This window comes from Stenotrophomonas sp. KH_029, from assembly GCF_057839765.1.
On record NZ_CM174498.1, the window covers coordinates 875,475 to 890,990 of the forward strand.

At 63.3% G+C, this 15,516-nt stretch carries 11 protein-coding genes and 4 tRNA genes; all 15 read left to right on the forward strand.

All coding sequences use genetic code 11. The features are described 5' to 3' along the window. The first annotated feature begins 30 nt into the window (after nucleotides 1–30). The 15 genes from AC3ITM_RS03950 to rpsG all read left to right on the forward strand — a co-directional run bounded on the left by AC3ITM_RS03950 (nucleotide 31) and on the right by rpsG (nucleotide 15,490). Nucleotides 31–116: transfer RNA gene (locus AC3ITM_RS03950), tRNA-Tyr, on the forward strand. Nucleotides 117–143: 27 nt separating this feature from the next. Next, nucleotides 144–217: transfer RNA gene (locus tag AC3ITM_RS03955), tRNA-Gly, on the forward strand. Nucleotides 218–264: 47 nt separating this feature from the next. Next, a tRNA-Thr gene (locus AC3ITM_RS03960) sits at nucleotides 265–340 on the forward strand. A 40-nt stretch (nucleotides 341–380) separates the two neighbouring features. After that, nucleotides 381–1,571 (forward strand): elongation factor Tu, encoded by a 1,191-nt coding sequence (tuf, locus tag AC3ITM_RS03965; RefSeq protein ID WP_489268623.1) that lies wholly within the window; start codon nucleotides 381–383, stop codon nucleotides 1,569–1,571. A 104-nt stretch (nucleotides 1,572–1,675) separates the two neighbouring features. Further along, nucleotides 1,676–1,751, forward strand: a tRNA-Trp gene (locus AC3ITM_RS03970). 44 nt (nucleotides 1,752–1,795) lie between these two features. Then, nucleotides 1,796–2,203: a preprotein translocase subunit SecE gene (gene secE / locus AC3ITM_RS03975; protein ID WP_228886375.1), complete on the forward strand. Its 408-nt coding sequence runs from the start codon at nucleotides 1,796–1,798 to the stop codon at nucleotides 2,201–2,203. A gap of 10 nt (nucleotides 2,204–2,213) precedes the next feature. Beyond that, nucleotides 2,214–2,774 (forward strand): transcription termination/antitermination protein NusG, encoded by a 561-nt coding sequence (nusG, locus tag AC3ITM_RS03980; RefSeq protein WP_019186115.1) that lies wholly within the window; start codon nucleotides 2,214–2,216, stop codon nucleotides 2,772–2,774. 254 nt (nucleotides 2,775–3,028) lie between these two features. After that, nucleotides 3,029–3,457: a 50S ribosomal protein L11 gene (rplK, locus tag AC3ITM_RS03985; RefSeq protein WP_228886376.1), complete on the forward strand. Its 429-nt coding sequence runs from the start codon at nucleotides 3,029–3,031 to the stop codon at nucleotides 3,455–3,457. Nucleotides 3,458–3,461: 4 nt separating this feature from the next. Further along, nucleotides 3,462–4,160: a 50S ribosomal protein L1 gene (rplA, locus tag AC3ITM_RS03990; protein WP_038690311.1), complete on the forward strand. Its 699-nt coding sequence runs from the start codon at nucleotides 3,462–3,464 to the stop codon at nucleotides 4,158–4,160. 388 nt (nucleotides 4,161–4,548) lie between these two features. After that, complete coding sequence (rplJ, locus tag AC3ITM_RS03995; protein ID WP_121044660.1) at nucleotides 4,549–5,082, forward strand: 50S ribosomal protein L10; 534 nt, start codon at nucleotides 4,549–4,551, stop codon at nucleotides 5,080–5,082. A 62-nt stretch (nucleotides 5,083–5,144) separates the two neighbouring features. Next, nucleotides 5,145–5,513 carry a 50S ribosomal protein L7/L12 gene (rplL, locus tag AC3ITM_RS04000; RefSeq protein WP_068849444.1) on the forward strand — a complete coding sequence of 123 codons (369 nt, stop codon included), beginning with the start codon at nucleotides 5,145–5,147 and terminating at the stop codon, nucleotides 5,511–5,513. A 273-nt stretch (nucleotides 5,514–5,786) separates the two neighbouring features. After that, entirely contained in the window at nucleotides 5,787–9,941 is a 4,155-nt protein-coding gene (rpoB, locus tag AC3ITM_RS04005) for a DNA-directed RNA polymerase subunit beta (protein ID WP_228886379.1), read from the forward strand. Nucleotides 9,942–10,031: 90 nt separating this feature from the next. Then, nucleotides 10,032–14,264, forward strand: coding sequence for a DNA-directed RNA polymerase subunit beta' (rpoC, locus tag AC3ITM_RS04010; RefSeq protein WP_228886380.1), 4,233 nt, complete (start codon nucleotides 10,032–10,034; stop codon nucleotides 14,262–14,264). 372 nt (nucleotides 14,265–14,636) lie between these two features. Beyond that, entirely contained in the window at nucleotides 14,637–15,011 is a 375-nt protein-coding gene (gene rpsL, locus AC3ITM_RS04015) for a 30S ribosomal protein S12 (RefSeq protein WP_017356008.1), read from the forward strand. A gap of 11 nt (nucleotides 15,012–15,022) precedes the next feature. Next, nucleotides 15,023–15,490: a 30S ribosomal protein S7 gene (rpsG, locus tag AC3ITM_RS04020; RefSeq protein WP_228886381.1), complete on the forward strand. Its 468-nt coding sequence runs from the start codon at nucleotides 15,023–15,025 to the stop codon at nucleotides 15,488–15,490. The last annotated feature ends 26 nt before the right edge of the window (nucleotides 15,491–15,516 follow it).

A 15,516-nucleotide genomic window follows, 5' to 3' on the forward strand; every position in this document is an offset into this window, starting at 1 on the left:
ACGCTTCGGCACGACGGGACAGGGTGGTAAGGAGGGATACCCAAGCGGCCAACGGGGGCAGACTGTAAATCTGCTGGCTTACGCCTTCGGTGGTTCGAATCCACCTCCCTCCACCAGTTTCAGATTGTGGCAAGGCTTCCGATGCGGGAGTAGTTCAATGGTAGAACCTCAGCCTTCCAAGCTGATGGTGCGGGTTCGATCCCCGTCTCCCGCTCCATTGAATGAGTTTGAATATATTCAAATTCATGCCATAATTCAAAACTCGCTCACGTAGCTCAGTCGGTAGAGCACCTCCTTGGTAAGGAGGAGGTCGAAGGTTCGATTCCTTTCGTGAGCACCATCTAGTGCACCACACTTCAGACGATTCGAGATAAGCAGCCATGGCCAAGGGTAAGTTCGAGCGCACCAAGCCGCACGTCAACGTCGGCACCATCGGTCACGTCGACCACGGCAAGACCACGCTGACCGCCGCACTGACCAAGATCGGTGCCGAGCGCTTTGGTGGCGAGTTCAAGGATTACTCGGCGATCGATGCCGCGCCGGAAGAGAAGGCGCGTGGCATCACGATCTCGACCGCACACGTCGAATACGAATCCAGCGCCCGCCATTACGCCCACGTCGATTGCCCGGGCCATGCCGACTACGTCAAGAACATGATCACCGGTGCCGCGCAGATGGATGGCGCGATCCTGGTCTGTTCGGCCGCTGACGGCCCGATGCCGCAGACCCGCGAGCACATCCTGCTGTCGCGTCAGGTCGGCGTGCCGTACATCGTCGTGTTCCTGAACAAGGCCGACATGGTGGACGACGCCGAGCTGCTGGAACTGGTCGAAATGGAAGTCCGCGAGCTGCTCAGCAAGTACGACTTCCCGGGCGACGACACCCCGATCATCTCGGGCTCGGCCCGTCTGGCGCTGGAAGGCGACCAGAGCGAGATCGGCGTGCCGGCCGTGATCAAGCTGGTCGAGGCGCTCGACAGCTGGATCCCGACCCCGGAACGCGACATCGACAAGCCGTTCCTGATGCCGGTGGAAGACGTGTTCTCGATCTCCGGCCGTGGCACCGTGGTGACCGGTCGTATCGAGCGCGGCGTGATCAAGGTCGGCGAAGAAATCGAAATCGTCGGTATCCGTCCGGTCCAGAAGACCACCGTCACCGGCGTGGAAATGTTCCGCAAGCTGCTCGACCAGGGTCAGGCAGGCGACAACGCCGGTCTGCTGCTGCGCGGCACCAAGCGTGACGACGTCGAGCGTGGGCAGGTCCTGGCCAAGCCGGGTTCGATCAAGCCGCACACCAAGTTCGACGCCGAAGTCTACGTCCTGTCCAAGGACGAAGGCGGCCGTCACACCCCGTTCTTCAAGGGCTACCGTCCGCAGTTCTACTTCCGTACCACCGACATCACCGGCGCTTGCGAACTGCCGGAAGGTGTGGAAATGGTGATGCCGGGCGACAACGTGAAGATGGTTGTCACCCTGATCAACCCGGTCGCGATGGATGAAGGTCTGCGTTTCGCCATCCGTGAAGGCGGTCGTACCGTCGGCGCCGGTGTGGTCTCGAAGATCCTCGAATAAGTTTTTGCAATACCGGCGGTTGCATTGCGCTGCCGGTCTCGCGAATGGCGGGCCGGGAACCTCGGTCCGCCTTCGCCGTCTAAGGGAAGGCAAGTTTTTTCTGTACGCCAGTAGCTCAATTGGCAGAGCAGCGGTCTCCAAAACCGCAGGTTGGGGGTTCGAGTCCCTCCTGGCGTGCCACTTCTCCCTTCCAGCGGCAATGCCGCCTCAGTAGCCAGAGCCGGATGAATAGCAAGATCGAGCATTCCAAGGACAACGCCTCCCATGGAGGTGACATCGTCAAGTACGCCGCCGCAACGATCCTGGTGCTGGCGGGTCTTTTTGCTTGGTTCTGGTTTGGTGCTCCCGAGCATGCGTCCCAGAGTGCATGGGCCGGTCCGCTGCGCGGCCTGGCCGTTGTGGTCGGCCTGGTGGCCGGCCTCGGCGTGTTCCTGCTGACCGGCAAAGGTCGCGACACGCGTGAATTCCTTTCCGAATCGCGTTTCGAACTGCGCAAGGTAGTCTGGCCGACCCGCCAGGAAGCCATCCGCATGACCTGGGTGGTGGTCGTTGTCGTGATCATCCTCAGCTTGCTGCTGGGCGGATTTGACTTTGTGATTCAGAAAGCGACCCAGTGGTTCCTGGGTCGATAAGGAGAAACCTGTGAAGCGTTGGTACGTCGTTCACGCCTATTCGGGCTTCGAAAAGTCGGTTGCGCAGGCTCTGCGCGATCGCATCGTGCGTGACGAGATGCAGGAGCGCTTCGGTGATGTCCTGGTCCCGACCGAGGAAGTGGTCGAAATGCGCGCCGGCCAGAAGCGCCGTTCCGAGCGCAAGTTCTTCCCGGGTTACGTGCTGGTCCAGATCGAGACCCACGAAGAAAACGGCATTCCGCGCATCGACAACGAAAGCTGGCACCTGGTCAAGGACACCTCCAAGGTGATGGGCTTCATCGGCGGTACCGCCGATCGCCCGCTGCCGATCCGCGACGAAGAGGCTGCCGCCATCCTGGACCGTGTTCAGGAAGGCGTGGAAAAGCCCCGTCCGAAGGTGCTGTTCGAGCCGGGCCAGATGGTCCGTGTCACCGAAGGCCCGTTCAACGACTTCAATGGCGTGGTCGAGGAAGTCAACTACGAGAAGAGCCGTCTGCGCGTCTCGGTGCTGATCTTCGGTCGTGCCACCCCGGTCGAGCTCGAGTTCGGCCAGGTCGAAAAGGCCGTCTGAGCAGGGCCGGGCGCTGCCCGGCCATGCAGGGTCCAGCCGGGCAGCGCCCGGCTTTGCCTCGTTCACGTGCCCGTACAGGCATGTGAAGAAAAAACCTGATATAGTGCGCGGCTTCCTGCCAGGAAGCTGGCAAAAGCAAGGGCCGCCGCGAGGTGGCCTTCTGCGTGAATTCAAAACGCGATGCCGGGACGCGTGATTCCCGGTCCGATGGGGAGCCTGTAGTCGCAAGGCGCTAGCACCCGGAGAGCATACTCATGGCAAAGAAAGTTGTCGGTTACATCAAGCTGCAGGTGAAGGCCGGTCAGGCCAACCCCTCGCCGCCGGTCGGTCCTGCGCTGGGTCAGCGCGGCCTGAACATCATGGAATTCTGCAAGGCCTTCAATGCCGCCACGCAGAAGCTGGAGCCGGGTCTGCCGGTGCCGGTGATCATTACGGCCTATTCGGACCGTACCTTCACCTTCATCACCAAGAGCACCCCGGCTGCCGTGCTGCTCAAGAAGGCTGCAGGCATTGCCTCGGGCTCCAAGCGCCCGAACACCGAAAAGGTGGGCAAGGTCACCCGCAAGCAGCTCGAAGAGATCGCCAAGACCAAGGAAGCGGACCTGACGGCCGCCGACCTGGACGCCGCGGTGCGCACGATTGCCGGTTCTGCCCGTTCCATGGGCCTCGTGGTGGAGGGTTAAGAAGATGGCACAGACCAAGCGTGAGAAGGCCATCAAGGCCGCCGTCGTCCCGGGCAAGGCATATGCCTTCGAGGACGCCATCAAGATCCTGAAGACCGCTACCAAGGCCAAGTTCGTCGAGTCCTTCGACGTTGCGGTGCGCCTGGGCGTGGACGCCAAGAAGTCCGACCAGCAGGTGCGCGGTTCCACCGTGCTGCCGTCCGGTACCGGCAAGAGCGTGCGCGTTGCCGTGTTCGCACCGGCCGGTGCCAAGGCTGACGAAGCCCTGGCCGCTGGCGCCGAAGCCGTTGGCATGGAAGACCTGGCCGAGAAGATGCAGGCCGGCGATCTGAACTACGACGTCGTCATCGCCACCCCGGACGCCATGCGCGTCGTGGGTAAGCTGGGCACCGTGCTCGGCCCGCGCGGCCTGATGCCGAACCCGAAGGTCGGCACCGTGTCGGCCAACCCGGGCGAAGCGGTCAAGAACGCCAAGTCGGGCCAGGTGCGTTACCGCACCGACAAGGCCGGCATCATCCATTGCACCATCGGCAAGGCCGACTTCGCCGAAGACGCGCTGAAGTTGAACCTGCAGGCGCTGCTGATGGACCTGATCAAGGCCAAGCCGGCTACCTCCAAGGGCACCTACCTGCAGAAGGTATCGGTCAGCTCGACGATGGGCCCGGGCGTCACCGTCGACCAGTCGTCGCTGACCCTGAAGTAATCGTTTCAAGCGGGTGCCGGGCCCAGGTCCGGCACCCGCGATATTTGAAGGCAATCCGAGCGGGGTCCGCCCCGTGACGATAGCCGTCAAAGACCGCAGGCGCGGTCAGTACATACCGGCGACGGGCAGGGATGCTCGCATTGGCAAGGAGTCGCCGCCGGCGCAGTACCGACCGCTTAATCGATCCCTTCGGGAATCACCCTGCGTAGATGGTGCCCTTCTGGAGTTTTTCTGGTTTACGCACGTCTGGGTTCTCCCAGGTTGGCCATCCAGGTCTAGAACGGCCCACCCTTGGAACATCAGCCCGATGTTCCCGGCGTCCAGGACGGATGCCGCCCAGGACCGCACACGGCAGGAGCCGTAAGCGGAGTTCAATTGGAGGAGTGCAATGGCTCTCAATCTGTCCCAGAAGCAAGAAGTAGTCGCCGAGCTGGCAGACGTCGCCGCCAAGGCCCACTCCTTGATCGCAGCCGAATACGCTGGCACCACGGTCTCCCAGATGACCGCGATGCGCAAGCAGGCACGCGAAACCGGCGTTTTCTTGAAAGTTGTCAAGAACACGCTGGCGGCACGTGCAGTGGAAGGTACCGAATACGAATGCGCCAAAGACGCACTCGTCGGTCCGCTGCTGTACGCGTTCTCGCTCGAGGAGCCCGGCGCAGCCGGTCGCCTGATCAAGGATTTTGCCAAGACCAACGACAAGCTGCAGGCAAAGGTCGTGGCCATCGGCGGGGAACTGTTCCCGGCTGGCCACGTCGATGTGCTCGCCTCGCTGCCGACCCGCGATCAGGCCCTGGCCATGCTGGCCCGCGTCCTGGCCGAGCCGGCCACGATGTTTGCCCGTGCCGTCAAGGCCGTGGCCGACAAGCAGGGTGGCGGTGAAACCGCTGACGCTGCCGAGCCGGTCGCCGAGACCGCCTGAGTCGACGTTTCCGTGGTTCCTGACGGAACCTCAACCCAGAAAATTATCCAAAGGTAATCAAAATGTCCCTTACCAACGAACAGATCGTCGACGCCATCGCCGAGAAGTCCCTGATGGAAGTGATGGAGCTGGTCAAGGCCATCGAAGAGAAGTTCGGCGTCTCCGCCGCTGCCCCGGTCGCCGCAGCCGCTGCTGCTGGCCCGGCCGCTGCCGTGGAAGAGCAGACCGAGTTCGACGTCATCCTGAAGTCGGCCGGCGAGAAGAAGGTCGAAGTCATCAAGGCTGTCCGCGCCATCACCGGCCTGGGCCTGAAGGAAGCGAAGGACCTGGCCGAAGCCGGCGGCATGATCAAGGAAGCCGCTTCGAAGGACGACGCTGCCAAGTTCAAGAAGGACCTGGAAGCTGCTGGCGCGACTGTCGAAGTCAAGTAAGCAGTTCCTTGCCTCGCCATCGAATCACGGCGATGCAGCCAAGGCTGGGGGCGCAAGCCCCCGGCCTTTGGTCGTTGTTGCGCGGTCGGGCCGACGCGTAGAGCCGACTGTTGGTCGGCCAACCTTACCGGCCGTACGCCGGCGAGTTGGCAGTTGGAAGTAGCGGGAGAAGGCGTGCTGGTGCCGGCAATACCAGCGACTTCCAACTGACAATTTTCATGTTCCCTTCGGGTCGCGCCTGTACGGCGGCCCGCACAGCCAAGGTGAGACCCCATGACGTCATATTCGTTCACCGAAAAGAAGCGTATCCGCAAGGATTTCGGCAAGCAGCGCTCGATTCTCGAAGTGCCTTTCCTGCTCGCCATCCAGGTGGATTCCTATCGCGAATTCCTGCAGGAAAACATCGATCCGGCCAAGCGCCGTGATCTGGGCCTGCACGCCGCCCTGAAGTCGGTGTTCCCGATCGCCAGCTACAGCGGCAACGCCGCGCTGGAATACGTCGGCTACAAGCTGGGCGACCCGGTGTTCGACGAGCGCGAGTGCCGTCAGCGCGGCATGAGCTACGGCGCGCCGCTGCGCGTGACCGTGCGCCTGGTGATCTACGACCGCGAGTCGTCGACCAAGGCCATCAAGTACGTGAAGGAGCAGGAGGTCTACCTCGGCGAAATCCCGCTGATGACCGACAACGGCACCTTCATCGTCAACGGTACCGAGCGCGTGATCGTCTCGCAGCTGCACCGTTCGCCGGGCGTGTTCTTCGACCACGACCGTGGCAAGACCCACAGCTCGGGCAAGCTGCTGTACAGCGCCCGCATCATTCCGTACCGCGGTTCCTGGCTGGACTTCGAGTTCGACCCGAAGGACGCGCTGTTCACCCGTATCGATCGCCGCCGCAAGCTGCCGGTGTCGATCCTGCTGCGTGCGCTGGGCTACAGCAACGAAGAGATGCTGGCCGAGTTCTTCGAGATCAACACCTTCCACATCAACCCCGATGAAGGTGTGCAGCTGGAACTGGTTGCCGAGCGTCTGCGCGGCGAAACCCTGAACTTCGACCTGGCCGACGGCGACAAGGTCATCGTCGAAGCCGGCAAGCGCATCACCGCGCGCCACGTCAAGCAGCTGGAAGCCTCGGGCATCGCCGCCCTGGCCGTGCCGGACGATTACATCGTCGGCCGCATCCTGTCGCACGACGTGGTCGATGCCAACACCGGTGAGCTGCTGGCCCAGGCCAACGACGAAATCACCGACGAACAGCTGCAGGCCTTCCGCAAGGCCGGCGTCGATGCCGTGGGCACCCTGTGGGTGAACGACCTGGATCGTGGCCCGTACCTGTCCAACACCCTGCGCATCGATCCGACCAAGACCCAGCTGGAAGCCCTGGTCGAGATCTACCGCATGATGCGTCCGGGCGAGCCGCCGACCAAGGATGCCGCGCAGAACCTGTTCCACAACCTGTTCTTCACCTTCGAGCGTTACGACCTGTCCACGGTCGGCCGGATGAAGTTCAACCGTCGTGTCGGCCGCAAGGAAGTCACCGGCGAAGCGGTGCTGTACGACCGCAAGTATTTCGGCGAGCGCAACGACGAAGAATCCAAGCGCCTGGTCGCCGAGCACGGCGACAGCTCGGACATCCTGGAAGTGATCAAGGTCCTGACCGAGATCCGCAACGGCCGCGGCGTCGTCGATGACATCGACCACCTGGGCAACCGTCGCGTGCGTTCGGTCGGCGAAATGGCCGAGAACGTGTTCCGCGTGGGCCTGGTCCGCGTCGAGCGCGCGGTCAAGGAGCGCCTGTCGATGGCCGAGTCCGAAGGCCTGACCCCGCAGGAGCTGATCAACGCCAAGCCGGTCGCCGCTGCCATCAAGGAGTTCTTCGGCTCCTCGCAGCTGTCCCAGTTCATGGATCAGAACAACCCGCTGTCGGAAGTGACGCACAAGCGTCGTGTCTCGGCCCTGGGCCCGGGCGGCCTGACCCGCGAACGCGCCGGCTTCGAAGTGCGCGACGTGCACCCGACCCATTACGGCCGCGTCTGCACCATCGAAACCCCGGAAGGCCCGAACATCGGCCTGATCAACTCGCTGGCCGTGTACGCCCGCACCAACCAGTACGGTTTCCTCGAGACCCCGTACCGCAAGGTTGCCGACGGCAAGGTTTCCGACGAGATCGAGTTCCTGTCGGCGATCGAAGAGAACGAATACGTCATCGCCCAGGCCAATGCCCTGACCGACGCCAAGAGCATGCTCACCGAGCAGTTCGTGCCGTGCCGTTACCAGGGTGAGTCGCTGCTCAAGCCGCCGGCGGAAGTCCACTTCATGGACGTCTCGCCGATGCAGACCGTGTCGATCGCTGCCGCGCTGGTCCCGTTCCTGGAGCACGATGACGCCAACCGTGCACTGATGGGCGCCAACATGCAGCGCCAGGCCGTGCCGACCCTGCGTGCGCAGAAGCCGCTGGTGGGCACCGGTATCGAACGCGCCGTGGCCCGTGACTCGGGCGTGACCGTGAACGCCCGTCGTGGCGGCGAGATCGTGCAGATCGACGCCGGCCGCATCGTGGTCAAGGTCAACGAAGTGGAGATCACCGACGCCACCGACGCCGGCGTGGATATCTACAACCTGATCAAGTACACCCGCTCCAACCAGAACACCTGCATCAACCAGCGTCCGCTGGTGGAAGTGGGCAACGTGGTGGCGCGTGGCGACGTGCTGGCCGACGGTCCGTCCACCGACATCGGCGAACTGGCCCTGGGCCAGAACATGCTGATCGCCTTCATGCCGTGGAACGGCTACAACTTCGAAGACTCCATCCTGCTCTCCGAGCGCGTGGTGGAAGAGGATCGCTACACCACGATCCACATCGAAGAACTGACCTGCGTCGCGCGCGACACCAAGCTGGGGCCGGAGGAAATCTCGGCCGACATCCCGAACGTTTCCGAGCAGGCGCTGAACCGCCTGGACGAGAGCGGCGTGGTGTACATCGGTGCAGAAGTGCGCGCCGGCGACATCATGGTCGGCAAGGTCACCCCGAAGGGCGAAAGCCAGCTGACCCCGGAAGAGAAGCTGCTGCGCGCGATCTTCGGCGAGAAGGCCTCGGACGTGAAGGACAGCTCGCTGCGCGTGCCGCCGGGCATGGACGGCACCGTCATCGACGTGCAGGTCTTCACCCGCGACGGCATCGAGAAGGACAAGCGCGCCCGTCAGATCGAAGAGTCTGAAATCAAGCGCGTCAAGAAGGACTTCGACGACCAGTTCCGCATCCTGGAAGGCGCCATCTACGCCCGTCTGCGTTCGCAGATCGTGGGCAAGGTGGTCAACGGCGGTGCCAACCTGAAGAAGGGCGACACCGTTACCGACGCCTACCTGGACGGCCTGAAGAAGGCCGACTGGTTCGTGCTGCGCATGAAGGACGACGACGCTTCGGAAGCCATCGAGCGCGCGCAGAAGCAGATCCAGGCGCACGAGAAGGAATTCGAGCGTCGCTTCGCCGACAAGCGCGGCAAGATCACCGCGGGCGACGATCTGGCCCCGGGCGTGCTGAAGATGGTCAAGGTATTCCTGGCCGTGAAGCGTCGCATCCAGCCGGGTGACAAGATGGCAGGCCGCCACGGCAACAAGGGTGTGGTCTCCAACGTGGTGCCGGTCGAGGACATGCCGTACATGGCCTCGGGCGAGACCGTGGACATCGTGCTGAACCCGCTGGGCGTGCCGTCGCGTATGAACATCGGCCAGATCCTGGAAGTGCATCTGGGCTGGGCCGCCAAGGGCCTGGGCCGCAAGATCCAGGGCATGCTCGAGGCACAGGCCGCGATCAGCGACCTGCGCAAGTTCCTCGACGATGTGTACAACCACGACAAGACCCAGCACGCCAACCACGTCGACCTGACCCAGTTCAGCGACGAGGAGCTGCTGCGCCTGGCCGGCAACCTGACCGACGGCGTGCCGATGGCCACCCCGGTGTTCGACGGTGCCACCGAAGCCGAGATCAAGCACATGCTTGCCCTGGCCGACCTGCCGCTGAGCGGCCAGACCCAGCTGTATGACGGCCGTACCGGTGAGGCATTCGATCGCCACACCACCGTCGGCTACATGCACTACCTGAAGCTGAACCACCTGGTCGACGACAAGATGCACGCCCGTTCGACCGGCCCGTACTCGCTCGTTACCCAGCAGCCGCTGGGCGGCAAGGCGCAGTTCGGTGGCCAGCGCTTCGGTGAAATGGAAGTCTGGGCGCTGGAAGCCTACGGCGCGGCCTACACCCTGCAGGAAATGCTGACGGTGAAGTCCGATGACGTGCAGGGCCGCAACCAGATGTACAAGAACATCGTCGACGGTGAGCACGAGATGGTCGCGGGCATGCCGGAATCCTTCAACGTTCTCGTGAAGGAAATCCGCTCGCTGGCCATCAACATGGAACTGGAAGACAACTGATCGCGCAGGCGCGGCTGCCCCGGCAGCCGCGCCGCCGGATGTGACTGACAGCTCCATCGACAAGAGATTTCCTCCTTTCGGAGAAACACCATGAAAGACTTGCTGAACCTCTTCAACCAGCAGCGCCAGACGCTGGACTTCGACGCGATCAAGATCGCGCTGGCCTCGCCGGACCTGATCCGTTCGTGGTCCTTCGGCGAAGTGAAGAAGCCGGAAACCATCAACTACCGTACCTTCAAGCCGGAGCGTGACGGCCTGTTCTGCGCCGCCATCTTCGGGCCGGTCAAGGACTACGAGTGCCTGTGTGGCAAGTACAAGCGCATGAAGCACCGCGGCGTGGTCTGCGAAAAGTGCGGCACCGAAGTGACCCTGGCCAAGGTGCGCCGCGAGCGCATGGGCCACATCGACCTGGCCTCGCCGGTCGCGCACATCTGGTTCCTGAAGTCGCTGCCGTCGCGCATCGGCCTGATGCTGGACATGACCCTGCGCGACATCGAGCGCGTGCTGTACTTCGAAGCCTACGTGGTGACCGAGCCGGGCCTGACCGCCCTGGAGCGCCGCCAGCTGCTGACCGAAGAGCAGTACCTGCAGGCCCGCCAGGAGCACGGCGACGACTTCGACGCCGCCATGGGCGCCGAGGCCGTGTACGAACTGCTGCGCACCATCGACCTGCAGTCGGAGATGACCCGCCTGCGCGAAGAAATCGCCAGCACCGGTTCGGAAACCAAGCTCAAGCGGCTGACCAAGCGCATCAAGCTGGTCGAAGCCTTCCTCGAGTCGGGCAACCGCCCGGAGTGGATGGTGATGACCGTGCTGCCGGTGCTGCCGCCGGACCTGCGTCCGCTGGTGCCGCTGGACGGTGGCCGCTTTGCGACCTCGGACCTGAACGACCTGTACCGCCGCGTCATCAACCGCAACAACCGCCTGCGCCGCCTGCTCGAGCTGAACGCGCCGGACATCATCGTGCGCAATGAAAAGCGCATGCTGCAGGAATCGGTCGATGCGCTGCTGGACAACGGCCGCCGTGGCCGTGCCATCACCGGCACCAACAAGCGCCCGCTGAAGTCGCTGGCCGACATGATCAAGGGCAAGCAGGGCCGCTTCCGCCAGAACCTGCTGGGCAAGCGCGTGGACTACTCGGGCCGTTCGGTCATCGTGGTCGGTCCGTACCTGCGCCTGCACCAGTGCGGCCTGCCGAAGAAGATGGCGCTGGAACTGTTCAAGCCGTTCGTGTTCGCCAAGCTGCAGCGTCGTGGCCTGGCCACCACCATCAAGGCCGCCAAGAAGCTGGTCGAGCGCGAAGAAGCCGAAGTCTGGGACATCCTGGAAGAGGTCATCCGCGAACATCCGGTGATGCTGAACCGTGCGCCGACCCTGCATCGTCTGGGCATCCAGGCGTTCGAGCCGGTGCTGATCGAAGGCAAGGCCATCCAGCTGCATCCGCTGGTCTGCACCGCGTTCAACGCCGACTTCGACGGTGACCAGATGGCCGTCCACGTGCCGCTCTCGCTGGAAGCCCAGCTGGAAGCGCGTGCGCTGATGATGTCCACCAACAACATCCTGTCGCCGGCCAACGGCGAGCCGATCATCGTGCCGTCGCAGGACGTGGTGCTGGGTCTGTACTACATGACCCGCTCGCTGGAGAACAAGAAGGGCGAGGGCATGGCCTTCGCCAACATCTCCGAAGTCAAGCGCGCCTACGACAACCGCGTGGTCGAACTGCACGCACGGGTCAAGGTCCGCATCACCGAAGTGGTGACCGACGAGGAAGGCAACAAGCAGAACAAGACCTCGATCGTGGACACCACGATCGGTCGCGCCCTGCTGGCTGAAATCCTGCCGGAAGGCCTGCCGTTCGCGCTGGCCAACACCGAGCTGACCAAGAAGAACATCAGCCGCCTGATCAACTCCAGCTACCGTCAGCTGGGCTTGAAGGACACGGTCGTGTTCGCCGACAAGCTGATGTATACCGGCTTTGCCTACGCAACCCGCGCCGGCGTGTCGATCGGTATCGACGACATGCTGATCCCGGACGAGAAGAAGGGCATCCTCACCGAGGCCGAAGCCGAAGTGCTGGAAATCCAGGAGCAGTACCAGTCGGGCCTGGTCACCGCCGGCGAACGCTACAACAAGGTGGTCGACATCTGGTCGCGCACCAATGAACGCATCGCCAAGGCGATGATGGACACCATCGGTACCGAGAAGGTCATCAATGCCAAGGGCGAGACCATCGACCAGAAGTCGATGAACTCCCTGTACATCATGGCCGACTCCGGTGCGCGAGGCAGCCAGGCGCAGATCCGCCAGCTGGCCGGTATGCGCGGCCTGATGGCGCGTCCGGATGGCTCGATCATCGAGACGCCCATCAAGGCGAACTTCCGCGAAGGCCTGAACGTGCAGGAGTACTTCAACTCCACCCACGGTGCCCGTAAGGGTCTGGCCGATACCGCGCTGAAGACGGCGAACTCCGGTTACCTGACCCGTCGTCTGGTCGACGTGGCGCAGGATGTGGTGATCACCGAGGTGGATTGCGGTACCACCGAAGGCCTGACCATGACTCCGATCGTGGAAGGCGGCGACGTCGTGGAGCCGTTGAAGGACCGCGTGCTGGGTCGTGTGGTGGCCGAGGACGTGTTCCTGCCGGGCAACGACGAAGATCCGATCGTGACCCGCAACACCCTGCTCGACGAAGCCTGGGTCGCCAAGCTGGAAGATGCCGGCGTGCAGAGCATCAAGGTGCGCTCGACGATCTCCTGCGCCTCGGCGTTCGGCGTCTGCGGCCGTTGCTACGGCCGCGATCTGGCCCGTGGCCACATCGTCAACATCGGTGAAGCGGTCGGCGTCATCGCCGCCCAGTCGATCGGCGAGCCGGGTACCCAGCTGACCATGCGTACCTTCCACATCGGTGGTGCGGCATCGCGTGCGGCTGCGGTGGACAACATCACGGTGAAGACCACCGGTTCGGTGAAGTTCAACAACCTCAAGTCGGTCGAGCACGCCAACGGCTCGCTGGTTGCGGTGTCGCGTTCGGGCGAAATCTCGGTGCTCGATGCCCACGGCCGTGAGCGCGAGCGTTACAAGCTGCCGTACGGCTCGATGATCGCGTCCAAGGACGGCGATGCAGTGAAGGCTGGCCAGACCGTGGCCAACTGGGACCCGCATAACCACCCGATCGTTTCGGAAGTGGCCGGTTTCATCCGCTTCATCGACTTCATCGACGGCGTCACCGTCATCGAGAAGACCGACGAACTGACCGGCCTCGCCTCGCGCGAGATCACCGATCCGAAGCGTCGTGGTTCGCAGGCCAAGGAGCTGCGCCCGATCGTGCGCATCGTCGATGCCAAGGGCAATGACCTGACCATCCCGAACACCGACCTGCCGGCCCAGTACCTGTTGCCGCCGCGCTCGATCGTCAACCTGCAGGACGGCGCCGCCGTCGGCGTGGGCGACGTGGTCGCCAAGATCCCGCAGGAAGCGTCCAAGACCCGTGACATCACCGGTGGTCTGCCGCGCGTTGCCGATCTGTTCGAGGCGCGCAAGCCGAAGGATCCGGCGATCCTGGCCGAGCGTTCGGGCATCATCAGCTTCGGCAAGGACACCAAGGGCAAGCAGCGCCTGATCATCAAGGACACCGATGGTTCCGAACACGAAGAGCTGATCCCGAAGTACCGTCAGGTGATCGTGTTCGAAGGCGAGCACGTGACCAAGGGCGAAACCATCGTGGACGGCGAGCCGAGCCCGCAGGACATCCTGCGTCTGCTGGGCGTCGAACCGCTGGCAGCCTACCTGGTCAAGGAAATCCAGGACGTGTACCGCCTGCAGGGCGTGAAGATCAACGACAAGCACATCGAGGTGATCACCCGCCAGATGCTGCGCAAGGTCGAGATCACCGACCAGGGCAGCAGCAAGTTCCTGAATGGCGAGCAGGCCGAGCGCCAGCGCGTCATCGAGGAAAATGCCCGCCTGGCGGTCCGCAACGAGCTGCCGGCCCGTTTCGATCCGGTCCTGCTGGGCATCACCAAGGCCTCGCTGGCGACCGAGTCGTTCATTTCGGCCGCATCGTTCCAGGAAACCACCCGCGTGCTGACCGAAGCTGCCGTCCGCGGCACCTCGGACAACCTGCGCGGCCTGAAGGAAAACGTCATCGTCGGCCGCCTGATCCCGGCCGGTACCGGTCTGGCGTACCACGCCAACCGCCGCCGCAACGCCTCCGGGCTGACCGAGTCGGAAATGCAGACCCTGTCCGGTTCGCCGGTCCTGGCTGCACCGGTTGCGGACGTGGTGGTCGAAGCCACCGATGCCGACCAGGCAGCGGACGAGTGATGAAACCGGTCCGGCCCTCGGGCCGGACCATCTTCCGGTAGTGGCCGACCCTTGGTCGGGCGGATCGGAAGGGGCAGGGCACGGCCATTGGCCGCGCCCGGCCGAACCCAGCGGTGGCGTAATCGCCACCGATGCGGTAGGATGCCGGCCGGTCCGCGAAAGGGGGCCGGTTTTGACAACCTGAACGGGGGGCATGGAGAAGGCTCCCCTGTAACGGCCCGGGATCAGGGCTGGCTTGGCGTGTGCGCATTTGACTGCGTTTTCGCCAGGTTGCTACAATCGTCTGTCTCAGCAGGCCGGTTTTACGCCTGCTCGCACAAATCCGCATTCATGGCCGGTTTTTTCACTGGCCTCTCTCAGAAGAACATACTGATGGCGACGATCAATCAGCTTGTCCGCAAGCCGCGGCAGGCAACCACTTATAAGAGTGCCTCCCCGGCCCTCGATAAGTGCCCCCAGCGACGTGGCGTCTGCACGCGCGTGTACACCACCACTCCGAAGAAGCCGAACTCGGCGCTTCGCAAGGTTGCCAAGGTTCGCCTGACCAACCAGGAAGAAGTGATTAGCTATATCGGCGGCGAAGGCCACAACCTGCAGGAGCACTCCGTGGTCCTGATCCGTGGCGGCCGCGTCAAGGATCTGCCGGGTGTGCGTTACCACACTGTGCGTGGCTCGCTGGACGCCTCCGGCGTTGCCAAGCGTCGCCAGGGCCGTTCCAAGTACGGCGCCAAGCGTCCGAAGAGCTAAGGGAAAGTACAATGTCTCGTAAAGGTAATACGCCGCAGCGCGCAGTCCTGCCGGATCCGAAGCACGGAAGTGAAACCATCGCCCGTTTCATCAACATGGTCATGTTGAGTGGCAAGAAGTCGGTCGCTGAAAAGATCGTCTACGGCGCCATGGACGTGATCGGCGAAAAGAACCCGAACACCGTCGAGCTGGTTCAGAAGGCTCTGGAAAACGTGGCTCCGTCGGTCGAAGTCAAGTCCCGCCGTGTCGGTGGTGCCACCTACCAGGTGCCGGTCGAAGTGCGTTCGTCGCGCAAGATGGCGCTGGCCATGCGTTGGCTGATCGACTCGGCGCGCAAGCGTGGTGAGAACACCATGCCGAAGAAGCTGGCTGCCGAACTGCTGGACGCCTCGGAAAACCGTGGTGGCGCCATCAAGAAGCGCGAAGAAACCCACCGTATGGCCGAAGCCAACAAGGCATTCGCCCACTACCGCTGGTGAGTTTGACGGCCTTGCAAAACAGGCGC